This is a genomic window from Streptomyces sp. RerS4 (assembly GCF_023515955.1).
In the GTDB taxonomy this organism is placed as follows: domain Bacteria; phylum Actinomycetota; class Actinomycetes; order Streptomycetales; family Streptomycetaceae; genus Streptomyces.
This window is the reverse complement of record NZ_CP097322.1, coordinates 3,906,485-3,921,696: the sequence shown is the minus strand read 5'-3', so window position 1 is coordinate 3,921,696 and position 15,212 is coordinate 3,906,485. Positions and strand designations below refer to the sequence as shown.

The window sequence follows — 15,212 nt, the reverse complement described above, 5'->3', positions numbered from 1 at the left end:
CCGGATACCGGACCCATGGCCCGATGGCACCGTCCCGCTCCGCCCCCACGACTATTCGGCGATCTTGCCCGCGTAAATGTCCCCGCTTGGGGGCAATACGACGTTCACCGGCGTCCCGAACCCGTACAGCAACGTCGTCGACGAGACATCGATCAGGCCATTCCTGACGTACGTGAAGCGGTGCCTGACCTGGCGCAGTCGCCCTTCCTCGTCGAGGTACGCGTCGAAGGGCACGCTGTCCTTGCTGAACCCTTTCGCCGCCGCCTCCAGCGCCCCCTTGATCCCCGGTGAGGCGGTCCGCGCGGCCTGCCCGATGTCCGTCGTCCCCCGGTAGTGGCGTACCTTCGCGCCCCCGACCTCGGTCTCGCCCACGTACGTCACGTCCCGCGCGGCGCGCAGCAGCTCGGCCGCCGCGATGGGGTCGGTGGCGCCGCCGGTGACGAGGTTGCCGTCGGCGAGGGAGGCCGTATCGAGCCGGACCCACTTGTCGTCGGGAACGCCGGCGCCCCGGTTCTTCATGTAGAGCGCGCCGGGGACGAGCAGCTCCGTGATGGGCCGGTGCTCGGGCTTTCCCGTCACATCGGCGGGGAGCATCACCAGCAGCCGGCCCATCCGCTTCCTGAAGTCGACGCCGCCCTCGCCGCGGATGGTGACCCGGGTGCCGCCGGTGGCCATCTCCATCGCGGTACGGGTCTGCGCGCTGCCGGTGGCGGTGAGCGCGTCGGCGGCCCCGCGGACCGCCCTGACCGCGTCCCGCGCCGCCCGGTCGTCTCCGCCGCCGCCCGTACGCGGCCCCGTATCCGTACCCGTACCGGTTCCGCCGGCCACGCCGCAGCCGCCGATCGCCGCCAGGGCGAGAGCGAGGCCGACCGCGAGCGCCGCCTCGGCCACACGCCCCGTACGCCTTCGCCGCCGCCCGTGCTGGTGCACCACCATCGCCTGCCAACCCCCAACGCATGACCGCTGTTTGCCTGAGGCCCCCACCCGCTCCGGTTAACGAGGTCCGGGGTTTCCCGTCACGGGCCCCCGCGTGGGCAACGACTCCCCGGACTCCCCGGACAGGATCGGGCCCCGGGTACCGTGGGGGTGTGGAACCGCACGCGAAGGCGACCCAGGCCCCTCCGTTTACCGAGATGCCGCTCCCGAGACACCCCTCGGAGCCCGTGTCCTCACCCACCACCCACACCACGAGCACCGCGGAGCGCGGCTCGTTCTGCCTGGCCGTGTGCAGCTGCGGCTGGACCGGTCCGGCCCGCCGTTCGCGCGACCTGGCCCGAAGGGACGCCACCCGGCACACCGCCGGATAGGACAGGCCAAGCCCTTCCACCCCCCGTTCGGACGCCCCGGCTGGCCGCGGCGCGCGGTAGCGGTTGCCCTGGATGCATGCCAGGAACCGCACCCCGCGTCGCGGCCCTCCTCTGGGCCCTGTTGATCGCGCTCACCCCGGCCGCGGCGGCCTGGGCCGCTCCCGTGGGCACGGCGGACGGGCCGGGCGACATGGCGTTGGCCATCGGGCTCACCACCGCGGCCGCCGTGGCCACCGGCCTGTGGCTGCGGTCCCGCTACCGCCGCGAGGAGCCCGACGACCCCGACCGGGGCGACCGGAGCGACCGCGACGGCAGCGGCGGCAGCGGCGGCAAGCCGTGAGCCCCCGACCCCGCCCGGCGGCGATCCGGCTGTGCTTCGGCGCGGCGGGGCTGTGCCTGCTCGCGGCGGTCCTGCTCGCGCTGTGGAACGCGTACGCCGGCTGAGGCCCGTACGCCCGCCGGCACCCGTACGCCTCAGGCCGCGAGGTCGCTCTCCGCCGGACGCTGCGGCAGCTCCACCGGCGTGGCGAGGACCCGCTCCCGGGCCCGTACGAGCCTGCCCGCGCGCGGCGCGCGCGCCACCGCCCGCACCAGCGGGCCCAGCAGGGCCAGGGCCGGCGGGGCGAGGAGCAGCACGACGGCGGTGCCGAGGGCGAGCCCGCCGATGACGTCGGTCGGGTAGTGCACGCCCAGGTACACGCGGCACAGCCCCTCGGCGAGCGCGAGTCCGATGCCGAGGAGCCCGAGCCGGCGGTTCGCCAGGAACACGCCGACGCCGAGCGCCATGGTGAGGGTGGCGTGGTCGCTGACGAAGGAGTGGCCCACGCCCTGCCCGGTGGCGCCGGCGAGGACGTCGAGCCCGTCGTGCTGGGTGAACGGCCGGGGCCGGGCGACGAATTCGCGCAGCGGTACGTTGACGAGACAGGCGATCGCGGCGGCGAGCGGGGCCCACACCAGCGAGGCGAAGGATTCGGCGGCCGTGACCTCGTCCTGCCTGCGGGCGCCGTGCCAGCACCACAGCAGGAGCAGGGTCAGCGCGAGGGGGATGCCGTAGGAGCCGACGAGGGACACGCCCCGGTCGAACCAGTCGGGGGCCCTGTGGGCGAGACCGTTGATCCTGTACAGCAGGCTGACATCCACATTCGGCCCACCGGTTGTGAGTCCAGCCATGCGACGCGGCCCCTTGCCCTTGCCCTAGGTCCCCTGCGGACGCACGCCGATGTGCGCCCCTTCAACCCCCGCCGATCAGCCCCCGTGTTCATGGAACGCCCGTTCTGGCATCTACGTTCCACTCATCACCGAATGATCACTCCAACGTTATCCAAGAGTGACTCATCGTCGCAGCTCAAGGCCTTCACTTCACAGAGAGTGGCTAGGGCGCGGGAGTTGACCCAGCTCGCTCCGGAAGAGCCTCCGCGCCGTCCTTCGTGACGCGCGTGGCGCCGAAGTAGTCGGGAGTGTCGATCTTGTCGAAGCGGATGACCGCGCCGGTGTACGGGGCGTTGATCATGTAGCCGCCGCCGACGTACAGCCCGACGTGTCGAATCTCCCGAGAGTTCGTCAGATCATCGGAGAAGAAGACCAGGTCGCCGGGGAGGAGTTCGGCGCGCGAGGGGTGCGAGCCCGCGTTGTACTGGTCGTTGGCCACGCGCGGCAGCTCGATCCCGACCGTCTCGTACGCCGCCTTGGTCAACCCCGAGCAGTCGAACCGCCCGTCCTGGTCGGGCGTCCCGTTGCCGCCCCACAGGTACGGGGTCCCGAGCTGCTTCTGCGCGAAGTAGATCGCCCCGGCCGCCTGCTGGGACGGCGCGACCCTCCCGACCGGCCGCTCGAAGCTCTTCGCCAGGGTCGTGATCGCCTTCACGTACCCTTGCGTCTCCTTGTACGGGGGCACCCCGCCGTACTTGATGACCGCGTACGCGCCCGCGTTGTAGGCCGCCAGCATGTTCGACGTCGCGTCGCCGGGCACGCTCGCCACGTCCTTGGCCAGCTGGCAGTCGTACGAAGCCGCCGAGGGGATGGCGTCGTTGGGGTCCCAGATGTCCCGGTCCCCGTCCCCGTCCCCGTCGACCCCGTGGCCGGCCCACGTACCGGGGATGAACTGCGCGATCCCCCGCGCGTCGGCCGGGCTGACGGCGTTCGGGTTCCAGCCGCTCTCCGAGTACAGCTGGGCGGCGAGCAGCGCCGGGGTGATCGCCGGGCAGAGGGTGCCCCACTTCTGCACCAGGGCCTGGTACTTCCCGGGTACGGCGCCCTTCGCGAGGCCGAGCGCCCGGCCGCCGCCCGACGCGCCCGCGAGGCCGGCCGCGGCCGAGTACGTACCGACGACGAGCAGGAGGAGGAAGCTCAGGGCCACCCCGACACCGATCCCGCCAGCCTTCCAGTATCTGCGCACCCGTCAACCCTCCCCCATGGACGTCGCTTTCCTGTGCGAATCGCCGGTGACGCCGGTCCTCCTACCCCACTTGGAAGCCCCCGCACGCCGCGCCGGCACCCCCGGTGGGATCACACGCGAGGCACGGGAGGACGGGCAGGGCGCAGGCCCGCACGGACCCGGAGCACCGTCGCCTCCGTCGAGCGTCCCACAGGCACTGCCGTGCCGGGCAAGGGGGTTGGGAAATTCAAGGCCCCAACGGAGGCGGATCACCGAGGCGGATCACCGAGGCGGATCACCGAGGCGCATCACCGCGGGGCGACGAACAGGCTCTGCGCGATCCGCCCGATCGGCCCCTTCTCGTCGTGCGCGCGGGCGTCGACCAGCCCGATCCCGCCCGGGTCCACACTCGTCCGGGACTCCACGCAGACCCACTCCCCCACAGGGTGGCGGTGCAGATGGACGGTCAGATCGCCGTTGAGGAAGACGAAGGAGCCGTAGTCCAGGGCCGCGCTGATCCCGTTGGCCGAATCCGCCGCCACCAGCACCCGGTCCAGCGGCCGGACCTCCTCGCCGGCCACCAACGGCACCCGCATCCGCATCCAGCAGGTCCCCGGCCCCGGCTCGACGAAGGCCCCCGCCACGAAACGGGGCTCCACCGCCGTGTGGTAGCCACGCTCCCACGGCACCGGGAAGAACGGAGCCGACGCCGCCTCCCCCGGCGGCGCCACCACCGCCCCCTGCGCCACCGCCGGCACCGGCTCCTCGGCGACCCGGATCCGCAGCGCGCGGGCGAGCATCACCGGCCCGGAGGCGCCCTCGGGGGTCAGCGCCGCCTCGACGAGCTCGGTGCCCCGGCCCGAGCGGAGCACGCTCGCGGTGATCTCCAGCGCGCCGATCGGCACCGGGCGCAGGATCTCGTAGGTGATCCGGGCCAGCCGCAGGTCCGTCCGCCCGCCGGGCCGCTCCTCGACCGCCCGGCCCAGGAGCGCCGCCGGCGGTCCGGCGTGCTGGGCGCGGGGGTCCCAGGGGCCGCGCGTGGCCTCCGTAGCCAGGAAGCGACCGGTGTCGAGCCGCTCGTAGAACCCGTCGTCAGCATCCACGCGCACGACGCTACCGACAGGTAACACAAGCCACCACCCCCTTCGCTCCACTCAGCGGGCGAATCCCAGCCCCACCCCCAACCCCACCAGCACCGACCCGATCGCCCGGTTCAGCGCCTTCTGCGCCTTCAGCATCCGCTCGCGCAGCCGCGAGTTCGAGAAGAACAACGCCACCGCCGCGAACCACATCAGGTGCGCGCCGGACATGAACAGCCCGTACCCGACCTGCTGCCACGTCGAGGTCTCCGGCCCGACCACCTGAGTGAACGTGGACACGACGAACAGCGTGGTCTTCGGGTTCAACACATTGGTCAGGAACCCGGAGCGCAACGCCCCCAGCGGGCTGAGCTCGGGCTTCGACTCCAGATCCACCGTGAGGTCGGCCCGCGCCCGGAAGGTACGGACGCCGATCCACACGAGGTACGCCGCGCCCGCGAGCTTGATCACGGTGAACAGGGTGGTCGAGGAGGCGATCAGCAGCCCCACGCCCAGCATCGTGTACGAGACGTGCACCAGCACCCCCGCCGCGACCCCGGCGGCCGCGAACAGCCCGGTGGGGCGACCGTAGAGGTAGCTGTTGCGCACGACCATGGCGAAGTCCGCCCCCGGGCTGATCACGGCGAGCAGGGTAATAACGGCGACTGCGATCACTTCTGTCATGCACGCGATGCTGCCCCAGCCCCGCACGACGAACAATGGACAATGGACCGGTGTCCACCTCGCACCGCCTCCCGCCCCTCCCCGTCCTCCAGGCCGACTGCGCGAACTGCTTCGCGCTCTGCTGCGTCGCCCTGCCCTTCGCCAAGTCCGCCGACTTCGCCGTGAACAAGTCCGCCGGCACCCCCTGCGCGAACCTCCGGCAGGACTTCCGCTGCGGCATCCACACCCGGCTGCGCGACTCCGGCTTCCAGGGCTGCACCGTCTTCGACTGCCTCGGCGCCGGTCAGCAGGTCTCCCAGGTCACCTACGAGGGCCGCGACTGGCGCGCGCACCCCGACACCCGGGGCGAGATGTTCGAGGTCTTCCCGGTGATGCGCCAGCTCCACGAGCTGCTCTCCTACGTCGCCGAGGCCCTCACCCTCCCGGCCGCCGCCCCGGTCCACGCCGGCCTGCGCACCGCCCTGACCAAGACCGAGGCCCTGACCCGCGCGGACGCGGCCACCCTCCTCGCCCTCGACGTCCCGGCGCTGCGCCAGGAGATCAACACCCTGCTCCTGAAGACCAGCGAGCTCGTACGCGCCAAGGTGCCCGGCCGCAAGAAGAACCACCGCGGCGCCGACCTCATGGGCGCCCGCCTCGCCGGAGCCGACCTCCGCGGCGCGAACCTCCGCGGCGCCTACCTGATCGCCGCCGACCTCACCGGCGCCGACCTGCGCGGAGCCGACCTGATCGGGGCCGACTTCCGCGACGCGAACCTCCGCGGCGCCGACCTCCGCGACACCCTCTTCCTCACCCAGCCCCAACTCAACGCCGCCCAAGGCGCCCCACCACCCGCATTCCCCCCACCCTGACCCACCCCCCGCACTGGACCGGGTGACCCCTCGACCCGTACGCCCCCCACGCCCCCACGCGCCCCGCATTGCGCCGAACGGCCGCCCCTCACGCGGCCCCACGCACGCCGAGCCGACAATCATTGCCCGGGGTCACCCACCGTGATACACAGAGTGACCAGGTCAGGGCGTGCGGGAGGGGCGCGCGCCGGGAGATCGGGTAAAGAGAGCCGTCAAGTCGACGACGGGCGCGGTTTCATCAGCGAAGATAGTGCGTGACCCCTGCCGTCGGGCACGGGCTACCGGAACTACCCATATTGGGGCGGTGAGTTACATGATCCTGGCAGCCGAAAAAGGCGATATCACCACCATCATCGGCGGAATCGCCCCGAACTGGGGGCCGTTCGGCAGTCTCGGCAACGAAGCGAAGGTCATGATCGAGGTGGTCATGGCCGTCGCGATCCTCCTGTGCCTCGGCATCGCCATCTGGGGCGCCGCCAAGCAGCGCATCGGCGCGACGGCCCTGCGCGACACCTTCAGCGCGGAACAGGGCAAGGGCCTGATCGTGGCCGGCCTCACGGGCGTCTTCATCATCGGCTCGCTCGGCACGCTCTTCACGATCGTCTACGGGATGGCCGTCTAGCCGAACCACCCGGCCCGGCCGCACCCTGATGAGGAATCACCACACCGCGCCAGAGCGGAAACGAGCGCTACCGTCGTACGACGCGGAGGGGGCGGACAGGCAATGAGCAACGACGACCAGTACGGCAGCGGCTACGGCGACATCGGCGGCACCGGCCAGACCCGTACCCGCCTCCCCGACTCCGACGCCGACCCCTACACCACCCCGCGCCGCACCCCCCGCCCCACCCGCGGCCTGATCACGGTGGTCGGCGTGGTCGTCCTCCTCATCGCCGCCATCGCGTTCGCGAACCGCTCCGGCGACACCCCGGACACCCCCACCGCGAACAAACCCCCGGAAGCCTCCACCACAGCCCCCACGGGCACCTCCCCGGTCACCACCAAATCCGCCGGCATCCCCAAGGGCTTCGCCCACACCGAACAGGGCGCCCAATCAGCCGCCGCCAACTACGCGGTGATCATGGGATCTGACGGGATGTTCAAAAGAGACACCCGTCACGCGATCATGGACGGCGTCTACACACCCGAGGCGGCCGGCCGTCTCAAGGCTCCCCAGGACGCCGCGTACTCTGCCGCGTTCCTGGCCAAGCTCGGCCTCGACGCCAACGGGATCCCGCCCCAGGGGAGCACTTTCGTCAGCCGCACTGTGCCCGTCGGCACGCGGGTGGAGAGCTACACGGCCACCACCGCGAAGATCGCCGTCTGGGCCACGGGACTGATCGGCATGTCCGGCGACAAGTCCACCGACCCGGTCCGCACCACCTGGAAGACCTGGACCTTCGAACTCACTTGGGTCGACGAGGACTGGAAGGTTGCCGCCGACAGCCAGCAGGACGGTCCGGCCCCCGTGCCCGGGGATGTGCCGGCCTCCTCCGCCGACGACATCAGCAAGGCCACCAAGGAGTTCGGGGGGTTCACCTATGCCCGCTAGCCTCCGGCTCCGAACAGCCGGCGTCATCGCGTCCGCCCATCTGGCTGTCATCGCGCTGACCAGCCGCGCCTACGCGGCCCCCACTCCGACGCCCACACCATCCGCACCGCTGTCACCCTCTCCGTCGGCGACGCGTGCGAACGAAGACTGCCGTCTCCTCATCGGCTCCGCCAAGGACTACTGCGAGAAGGGCGACGGGGCCACCGGCGGTGCCAATCCAGGCCTGTCCAACGACCCCACGGCCGCCATCAACCCCCTGGCCTCCCTGGCCAAAGGCTGCGCCGACGCCGCCGCCTGGATCGTAGGCAAACTCAGCGAAGCCGTAAAAAGCACCGCCAACGTCGACTTCACCAACCCCGCCTTCCTCCAGCAGTACGCCGTCGTCTTCGCCGCCTCCACCATCCTCACCCTCGTCCTCTGGCTCCTCGCCGTAGCCAAACGAGCCATCCGCGGCGTCCCCCTCAGCACCGCCCTCTCCGAAGCCATCGGCTTCCTCTGGCTCACCGTCCTGGCCTCCGCCTTCACCCCCTTGATCCTCTACACCGTCGTCTCCGCCACCGACGGCGTCACCCAGGTCATCGCCTCCGCCACCGGCAGCCAGACCGACGTCTTCTTCGGCTCCTTCTCCGAAGCCCTCAAGAAGGGCGAAGACATCGGCGGCGGCCCGATCATGCTGATCGTCGTCGCCCTCGTCACCGTCCTCGCCGCCGGCGTCCTCTGGCTCGAACTCGTCATCCGCGCCGCCCTCCTCTACGTCGGCGCCCTCCTCGGCACCGTCGTCTACGCCGGCCTCGTCGACCGCAACATGTGGGGCCACGTCCGCCGCTGGGCGGGCATCATGATCGCCGTCATCCTCGTGAAGCCGGTCATCGTCATCGTCCTCGGCCTCGCCGGCGCCCTCTCCGGCGACAAGGGCCCCGACGCCTTCTCCGCCGTCGTCTCCGGCCTCGCCATCATCCTCCTGGCGATCTTCGCCTCCGCGGCCATCTACCGCTTCGTCCCCGGCTTCGGCGACGAGATCGCCTCCGCCCGCTCCAACCGCTCCAAGGCCACCGACGGCGCCCAGGCCGCCGCCGTCATCAGCTCCCCCGCCTCCCTCGTCTCCCAGGGCATCAAAACCCACAGCAGCCGCGGCGGCGGAGGCGGCGCCCACCGCGCCGGCGGCCCCTCCGGCGGCGACGCCAACCAGATCTCCGGCGGCATGGCCGCCCACAGCAGCCGCCGCTCCCCCGGCGTCCCCGCCGCACCCCCGCCCCGCACCGGCTCCAGTACGAGAAACACAGGAACCACCGGAACCACAGGAAGCACAGGAAACACAGGAGGTGACGGGCGTTGACGACCCAGTCCCACCAGCTGCACCCGGTCGCGCCCCGCCGCACGTATCTCATCGGCCGCGCCCGGCCGAACGCGATCGTCGGCAAGAACCGCGAAACCGGCGAAATCGCACTCATCATCGCCGGCGCGTTCTTCGGCATGATGAGCGGACTGCTCGTCCCCGACCTCACCCTGCGCATCGTCGCGCTCGTCGGCTTCCCCCTCCTCGCCCTCGCCGCCGTGTACGTCCCCTACCGGGGCCGCACCTTCTACCGCTGGTTCGAGATCAACCGCAGCTACAAGCGCACCCTGCGCCGCGGCACCACCTACCGCTCCTCCGCCATGGAAGCCGGCACCCGCGCCGCCGACGGCCGCGAAGTCGAGGTCGGCCCGCCCCCCGGCATCGGCCGCATCAACTGGCTCGCCGCCCCCTTCGGCCCCGACGAGATCGCCGTACTCCTCCACGCGGACCGCCGCACCGTCACCGCCGCCATCGAGATCGAGGGCCCCGGCGTCGGCCTGCGCGACAGCGAGGACCAAGAGGCCCTCGTCGACCGCTTCGGCACCCTCCTCAAGCACGTCGCCAACGGCGACGGCTTCGTCACCCGCCTCCAGATGCTCGCCCGCACCCTCCCCGCCGACCCCGACGCCCACGCCAAGGACGTCGCCCAGCGCGGCGACACGAACGCCCCCGTCTGGCTGCGCGACTCCTACGACCAACTCCAGTCGATGGTGTCCACCTCCTCCGAGCAGCACCGCGCCTACCTCGTCGCCTGCATGCACTACACGCGCGAACTCGCCGCCGAGGCCCAGACCATCGCCCGCGCCGCCACCCCCCACAAGGGCCGCAAGCTCGACCGCGACACCGGCCTCGCCATCGTCATGGCCCGCGAGCTCACCGACATCTGCGCCCGCCTCGCCGAAGCCGACATCCGCGTACGCCAACCCCTCGGCCAGGGCCGCCTCGCCTCCCTCGTGCACTCCATGTACGACCCCGACCACCCCATCGACCACATCCAGGCCATGACCAAGCGCAACGCCTGGCCCGCCGAACTCGACGCCGTCGAACCCACCTACCTCCAGGCCAAGACCCGCGAGTCCTCCACCCGCGCCCCCTGGTGCCACGCCACCGCCTGGGTCAAGGAATGGCCCATGACCCCCGTCGGCGTGAACTTCCTCGCCCCGCTCCTCGTCCACACCCCCGACGTCATCCGCACCGTCGCCGTCACCATGGACCTGGAACCCACCGAGATCGCCATCGAGCGCATGCTCACCGAGAAGACGAACGACGAGGCCGACGCCTCCCGCGCCGCCAAGATGAACCGCACCGTCGACCCCCGCGACATCGCCGCCCACGGCCGACTCGACCAGAGGGGTGAAGATCTCGCCAGCGGCGCTGCCGGAGTCAACCTCGTCGGGTACATCACGGTGTCCTCGCGTTCACCCGAAGCCCTCGCCCGCGACAAGCGCACCATCCGCGCCTCCGCCGGCAAGTCCTACCTGAAACTCGAATGGTGCGACCGCGAGCACCACCGCGCCTTCGTCAACACCCTGCCGTTCGCCACCGGCATCCGACGCTAGCTGGAGGGAACGGCCGCCCCATGCGAGATCCCATGTCCGCCCTGACGGACGCCTTCACCAGCTTCCTGTTCGGCAAGGTCGAAACCACCCGCCTGCCCGTACGCACCTCCACCGGCCAGGCACAAGCCGTCTACCTGCCCACCGCCGCCCCCGGCCTCGGCGACTCCGGCGTCATCATCGGCCGCGAGGTCTACAGCGGCAAGGGCTACATCTACGACCCCTTCCAGCTCTACGGCCAGCAACTCCCCGCCCCCCACTGGCTGGTCCTCGGCGAATCCGGCAACGGCAAGTCCGCCCTGGAGAAGACCTACGTCCTGCGCCAGCTCCGCTTCCGCGACCGCCAGGTCGTCGTCCTCGACGCCCAGGGCGAGGACGGCGTCGGCGAATGGAACCTCATCGCCCAGCAGCTGGGGATAACCCCCATCCGCCTGGACCCCATCGCCGCCAACGACTCCGGGATCCGCCTCAACCCCCTCGACCCGGCCATCACCACCACCGGCCAGCTCGCCCTGCTGCGCACCATCATCGAAGTCGCCATGGGCCACGGCCTCGACGAACGCTCCGGCTTCGCCCTGAAGGTCGCCCACGCCTACGTCGTCGACGCCATCCGCGACCGCCAACCCGTCCTCACCGACATCGTCGAACAACTGCGCCACCCCGAAGCCGAATCCGCCGAGGCCATGAACGTCGACATAGACGACGTCCGGGCCTGGGGCCTCGACGTCGCGCTCGTCCTCGACCGCCTCGTCGACGGCGACCTGCGCGGCATGTTCGACGGCCCCACGACCGTCGGCATCGACCTCGACGCCCCCCTGATCGTCTTCGACCTCTCCCACATCGACCGCAACTCCATCGCCATGCCGATCCTCATGGCGATCGTCGGCGTGTGGCTGGAACACACCTGGATCCGTCCCGACCGCAAGAAGCGCATCTTCCTCGTCGAAGAGGCCTGGCACATCATCAACAGCCCCTTCGTCGCCCAGCTGTTCCAACGCCTCCTCAAGTTCGGCCGGCGCCTCGGCCTGTCCTTCGTCGCCGTCGTCCACCACCTCTCCGACGTCGTCGACGGCGCCGCCGCCCGCGAGGCCGCCGCCATCCTCAAAATGGCCTCCACCCGCACCATCTACGCCCAAAAGGCCGACGAGGCCCGCGCCACCGGCCGCGTCCTCGGCCTCCCCCGCTGGGCCGTCGAGATCATCCCGACCCTCACCCCCGGCATCGCCGTCTGGGACGTCAACGGCAACGTCCAGGTCGTCAAACACCTGATCACCGAAGCCGAACGCCCCCTCGTCTACACCGACCGCGCGATGACCGAGTCCTCCACCCAGCAGCTCCCCGACGAACTGCTGGCCGCCGAACTCGAAGCGGAGGAACGAGCCCTGCTCATCGAACGTCACCGCCACGGCGGCCCCGGCTCGGCGACCACGGTGGCCTGACCATGTCCGACACGAGCCGTACGCAGCCCCCCGCGCGCGGCGGCGGCATCCCCGACGGCCTCCTGGTCGGCCTCCTGGCCTTCCTCCTCGGGCTCGCCGTCCTGGTCTGGTCGGCCACCGGCCTCGCCGCGTTCTTCACCAAGGGCGCCTGGCCGGACACCGTCACCTTCACCCGCACCCCGGGAGCGGTCCGCGCCCTGATAGCGCAACCCCACGACCTCGCGGCGGCCTGGCCCGACACGGATCCGGCGGCACTCTCCGGCTGGGGGCTGTTCTGGGGCCTGCTCATCAGCCAGCTCCTGATCCTGCTGGTCCTGACGATCTTCACCCTGGGCATCATCGCCCGCACAAAAGCCCGCCGCCGCCACCCGGCCCGGACAGCGGCCCCGGCATCGACCCCGGCCCCGGCCCCGGCCCCGACAGCAGCCCCGACACCGGCAGCGGCCCATTCCCCGGCCCCACCCCAGATCCCGAGCCCGACACCGGCAGCAGCCCCGACCACGGCAGCGGCACCGACCCCGCCACCCGCACCCGTCTCGCTCCCCATCCCGCCCCAGGACCCCAAGCCGGCCGCTCCCGCTACTGCCCCCACCCCCGCCTCCACCCCCATGGATGAGGCCTACCGCTACGGCTTCGGCTACGCCCCCGCCCGCCCGGCCGCCCCGCTCACCACCCTCACCACCCCCACACCCGAACGCCTCACCTACGCACCCCCCGCCGAGCGCCACCACCTCGCCGCCCAGGCCATCGCCTCCGCCGAGGGCGCCGCCCTGGTCGTCACCTCCTCCCCCGCCCTCTGGGCCGAGACGAAGGACGCCCGCGCCAAACTCGGCCCGGTCCTCCTCTACGACCCCTCGCACCTGTGCGACACCCCGGCCCGGATGCACTGGAACCCCACCGAAGGCTGCGCCGACCGCGACACCGCCGCCGCCCGCGCGATCGCCCTGCTGGCGCCCGTACGCCCCCAGGCCCGCCTCGACAGCGCCCTCGCGGACACCGCCGAAACCCTCCTGCGCAGCTGGCTCCAGGCCGCCGCCATAGGCGGCCTCCCCTTCAAGCAGCTCGCCCGCTGGGCCCAGGGCAACGGCTCCCAGGACCCCGTACGCATCCTGCGCACCCACCCGCAAGCCGCCGCCGGCGCCGCCGGCGAGCTGGAGAGCGCCCTCACCGCCCACCCCGAGCGCCGCGAACAGGCCCAGCACCTCACGGCCCGCGCCCTCTCCTGCCTGACCTCGATCCACATCCGCGAGGCCTGTAACCCGAACCGCGCGGACGCCCTGACCCTCGCCTCGTTCCTCACCGAGGGCGGCACCCTCTACGTGGTCGGCGAAGCCCTCGAAGACCCCCGAACCCATCCGGGCGCGATGCCCCTGCTCACCGCACTCGCCGCCGACGTGGTCGACCGCGGCCGCCGCACCGCCGCCCGCTCATCCGGCAGCCGGCTGACCCCACCCCTGACCCTGGTCCTGGAGGACGTGGCGGCCGTCGCCCCCGTCCCCCAACTCCCGGACCTCCTCCAGGACGACACCCTCCCCCTCCTGTCCCTGTGCCGCAGCCGGGAACAAGCCCGCACCCGCTGGCCCCAAGCGACGTTCGCCTAGCGGGTGTCCGCCTGGCCGCGCCGCAGCACGTACTCGTGCTCCCGTCCCCCGTCCTCCAACGTCACCACACGCCCACTGCTCACGAACCCGAACTTCCGGTAGAACCCGGCCGCCCGTGCGTTTCCCTCATGCACGAAGAGCCGTACGCGTTCCAACGCCGGCCCCTCCAGCGCCCAGGCCCACTCCACCGCGGCCGCGAACAACGCCTCGGTCAGCCCGGTCCCCCGCTGCCCTTCCCGCACGAACACCCGGACGACGTGCCCCTGCGGGTGCCGCACGGCCTCACCGAAGAGATCAACGGACCCCGCGTCCTCCACGAGCACGGTCACCGACCCGTCCCACCGCCCGTCGGGCCCCTCCGCGATGAACTGGCGAGCTCCTCGCCCTTCGGCCCCACCCCGCGTCCGCTCCTGCCAGAACACGTCGGGGTACGCCTCGGCCCGCTCAACCGTCTCCAGGAACGCGACCGGCGCCACCGGGTCCCTCAGCGCGTCCAACCGCAACGCCCTGACCTGCTGCCATTCGTCCGCCCGTATCGCCCGCACCACATGTCGACCCATAATTCGGGATCCTAACCACCCACTTGCTGCACACTGCATCCATGCATCCGCACGCCCGCGCTCTCGCCCACGTCACCGCCCTCTCCTCCGGCCCCCCACTGGACCCGACCCTCTCCATCACGCTCAACTTCCACCCGGACCGAGCCACCGAGGGCCGCGCGATCCTCACCGCCATGGCGGAGGAAGGCGTCTACCGCTCCCAGTTCGTGACGGGCACCAGCAACGGCGGTCTCACCGCCCACCCCGGCGGCGCCCGCCGGCAATGGGAAAGCCGTATCTTCGGCGGCGCCTACGACGACGCCCCCGACGAGGACCGCCCGGTGTACGGGGCCCTGAACTTCCGCCACAACCCGGCCGGCGCCGCCCCCCGATTCGGCTCCGCCCACTTCCGCCTGAACCCGGAAACGCTCGCCCGCAGCACCTTCTGCTACCCGGACAGCTACCTGGAACCCGAATCCTTCGGGGTCGCCGACCGCATGTCCCTGATCGCCCTGGCCCTCGCCGACGAGCAGGACGCCCTGGACGACTACATCGAGGCCCACGTCCACGCCCCGGTCCGCCTCGACCGCGACGTCGCCGCCCTCGTCCTGGACCCCAGCTACCGCGACACCGACGTCGAGGCCGCCGCCGCGAAACTCCCCTGCCCGACGGAATGGCACCCGGGCTACCGCCTCACCGTCACCGAACTCCGCCGGCACCCCGAATACCGCGGCCAGGAATTCGTCGACCTGGGCTCCGCCCTCGCCGAAGACGGCCTCCTGACCCCCCGCATCCTCGGCGACGCCACCCGCACCGGCCGCTACGACGACCAGGCCCTCAAACGCGTCTGGCACTACCTGGCCCGCTTCGGAACCCCCTAAAACGCAGAAAAGC

15 protein-coding genes and 1 pseudogene are annotated in these 15,212 nt (G+C 71.7%); 10 read left to right on the top strand and 6 right to left on the bottom strand.

From position 1 onward, the window contains the following. Positions 1-51: 51 nt before the first annotated feature. Complete coding sequence (locus tag M4D82_RS18160; protein ID WP_249767039.1) at positions 52-936, bottom strand: SCO4651 family lipoprotein; 885 nt, start codon at positions 934-936, stop codon at positions 52-54. A 227-nt stretch (positions 937-1,163) separates the two neighbouring features. Between M4D82_RS18160 and M4D82_RS18155 the strand changes: the two genes are divergently transcribed. Both M4D82_RS18155 and M4D82_RS18150 read left to right on the top strand, forming a co-directional pair. Continuing rightward, complete coding sequence (locus M4D82_RS18155) at positions 1,164-1,307, top strand: hypothetical protein (protein WP_249767038.1); 144 nt, start codon at positions 1,164-1,166, stop codon at positions 1,305-1,307. 76 nt (positions 1,308-1,383) lie between these two features. Next, positions 1,384-1,647: a hypothetical protein gene (locus tag M4D82_RS18150; protein ID WP_249767037.1), complete on the top strand. Its 264-nt coding sequence runs from the start codon at positions 1,384-1,386 to the stop codon at positions 1,645-1,647. 134 nt (positions 1,648-1,781) lie between these two features. Here the strand turns inward: M4D82_RS18150 and M4D82_RS18145 are convergent, their stop codons facing one another. The 4 genes from M4D82_RS18145 to M4D82_RS18130 all read right to left on the bottom strand — a co-directional run bounded on the left by M4D82_RS18145 (position 1,782) and on the right by M4D82_RS18130 (position 5,444). Then, positions 1,782-2,477 carry a phosphatase PAP2 family protein gene (locus M4D82_RS18145; protein ID WP_249767036.1) on the bottom strand — a complete coding sequence of 232 codons (696 nt, stop codon included), beginning with the start codon at positions 2,475-2,477 and terminating at the stop codon, positions 1,782-1,784. Between the two features lie 202 nt (positions 2,478-2,679). Then, positions 2,680-3,702 (bottom strand): C40 family peptidase, encoded by a 1,023-nt coding sequence (locus M4D82_RS18140; protein ID WP_249767035.1) that lies wholly within the window; start codon positions 3,700-3,702, stop codon positions 2,680-2,682. Between the two features lie 287 nt (positions 3,703-3,989). Continuing rightward, on the bottom strand, positions 3,990-4,784 hold the full coding sequence (locus M4D82_RS18135) for a thioesterase family protein (protein ID WP_249767034.1): 795 nt from the start codon (positions 4,782-4,784) through the stop codon (positions 3,990-3,992). A gap of 51 nt (positions 4,785-4,835) precedes the next feature. Continuing rightward, on the bottom strand, positions 4,836-5,444 hold the full coding sequence (locus tag M4D82_RS18130; RefSeq protein WP_249767033.1) for a LysE family translocator: 609 nt from the start codon (positions 5,442-5,444) through the stop codon (positions 4,836-4,838). A 35-nt stretch (positions 5,445-5,479) separates the two neighbouring features. On the opposite strand from M4D82_RS18130, the pseudogene M4D82_RS18125 reads away from it, so the two are divergent. From M4D82_RS18125 to M4D82_RS18095, 7 genes and pseudogenes are all read left to right on the top strand, one after another. Beyond that, positions 5,480-6,321: pseudogene (locus M4D82_RS18125) on the top strand (pentapeptide repeat-containing protein). Positions 6,322-6,608: 287 nt separating this feature from the next. After that, a complete protein-coding gene (locus M4D82_RS18120; protein WP_008742356.1) occupies positions 6,609-6,917 on the top strand; it encodes a DUF8827 family protein in 309 nt (102 codons plus the stop codon). A 102-nt stretch (positions 6,918-7,019) separates the two neighbouring features. Further along, complete coding sequence (locus M4D82_RS18115) at positions 7,020-7,847, top strand: DUF8175 domain-containg protein (RefSeq protein WP_249767032.1); 828 nt, start codon at positions 7,020-7,022, stop codon at positions 7,845-7,847. Then, positions 7,837-9,183, top strand: a complete 1,347-nt coding sequence (locus M4D82_RS18110) for a hypothetical protein (RefSeq protein WP_249767031.1) — start codon at positions 7,837-7,839, stop codon at positions 9,181-9,183. The genes M4D82_RS18115 and M4D82_RS18110 overlap by 11 nt, the downstream gene beginning before the upstream one ends. Further along, on the top strand, positions 9,180-10,742 hold the full coding sequence (locus tag M4D82_RS18105; protein ID WP_249767030.1) for an SCO6880 family protein: 1,563 nt from the start codon (positions 9,180-9,182) through the stop codon (positions 10,740-10,742). The genes M4D82_RS18110 and M4D82_RS18105 overlap by 4 nt, the downstream gene beginning before the upstream one ends. A 20-nt stretch (positions 10,743-10,762) precedes the next feature. Continuing rightward, entirely contained in the window at positions 10,763-12,178 is a 1,416-nt protein-coding gene (locus tag M4D82_RS18100) for an ATP-binding protein (protein WP_249767029.1), read from the top strand. A 2-nt stretch (positions 12,179-12,180) separates the two neighbouring features. Then, complete coding sequence (locus M4D82_RS18095) at positions 12,181-13,779, top strand: type VI secretion protein (protein WP_249767028.1); 1,599 nt, start codon at positions 12,181-12,183, stop codon at positions 13,777-13,779. Here the strand turns inward: M4D82_RS18095 and M4D82_RS18090 are convergent. After that, positions 13,776-14,339, bottom strand: a complete 564-nt coding sequence (locus tag M4D82_RS18090; RefSeq protein ID WP_249767027.1) for a GNAT family N-acetyltransferase — start codon at positions 14,337-14,339, stop codon at positions 13,776-13,778. The two genes, M4D82_RS18095 and M4D82_RS18090, sit on opposite strands and share 4 nt — an antisense overlap. 41 nt (positions 14,340-14,380) lie before the next feature. Between M4D82_RS18090 and M4D82_RS18085 the strand changes: the two genes are divergently transcribed. After that, positions 14,381-15,199 carry a DUF3626 domain-containing protein gene (locus M4D82_RS18085; RefSeq protein WP_249767026.1) on the top strand — a complete coding sequence of 273 codons (819 nt, stop codon included), beginning with the start codon at positions 14,381-14,383 and terminating at the stop codon, positions 15,197-15,199. Positions 15,200-15,212: the final 13 nt, after the last annotated feature.

Bases quoted from the DNA above. Each gene is read 5' to 3' on its own strand.
- M4D82_RS18160 (WP_249767039.1), bottom strand. From the start codon at position 936: ATGGTGGTGCACCAGCACGGGCGGCGGCGAAGGCGTACGGGGCGTGTG.
- M4D82_RS18150 (WP_249767037.1), top strand. From the start codon at position 1,384: ATGCCAGGAACCGCACCCCGCGTCGCGGCCCTCCTCTGGGCCCTGTTG.
- M4D82_RS18145 (WP_249767036.1), bottom strand. From the start codon at position 2,477: ATGGCTGGACTCACAACCGGTGGGCCGAATGTGGATGTCAGCCTGCTG.
- M4D82_RS18130 (WP_249767033.1), bottom strand. From the start codon at position 5,444: ATGACAGAAGTGATCGCAGTCGCCGTTATTACCCTGCTCGCCGTGATC.
- M4D82_RS18120 (WP_008742356.1), top strand. From the start codon at position 6,609: ATGATCCTGGCAGCCGAAAAAGGCGATATCACCACCATCATCGGCGGA.
- M4D82_RS18115 (WP_249767032.1), top strand. From the start codon at position 7,020: ATGAGCAACGACGACCAGTACGGCAGCGGCTACGGCGACATCGGCGGC.
- M4D82_RS18110 (WP_249767031.1), top strand. From the start codon at position 7,837: ATGCCCGCTAGCCTCCGGCTCCGAACAGCCGGCGTCATCGCGTCCGCC.
- M4D82_RS18100 (WP_249767029.1), top strand. From the start codon at position 10,763: ATGCGAGATCCCATGTCCGCCCTGACGGACGCCTTCACCAGCTTCCTG.
- M4D82_RS18095 (WP_249767028.1), top strand. From the start codon at position 12,181: ATGTCCGACACGAGCCGTACGCAGCCCCCCGCGCGCGGCGGCGGCATC.
- M4D82_RS18090 (WP_249767027.1), bottom strand. From the start codon at position 14,339: ATGGGTCGACATGTGGTGCGGGCGATACGGGCGGACGAATGGCAGCAG.
- M4D82_RS18085 (WP_249767026.1), top strand. From the start codon at position 14,381: ATGCATCCGCACGCCCGCGCTCTCGCCCACGTCACCGCCCTCTCCTCC.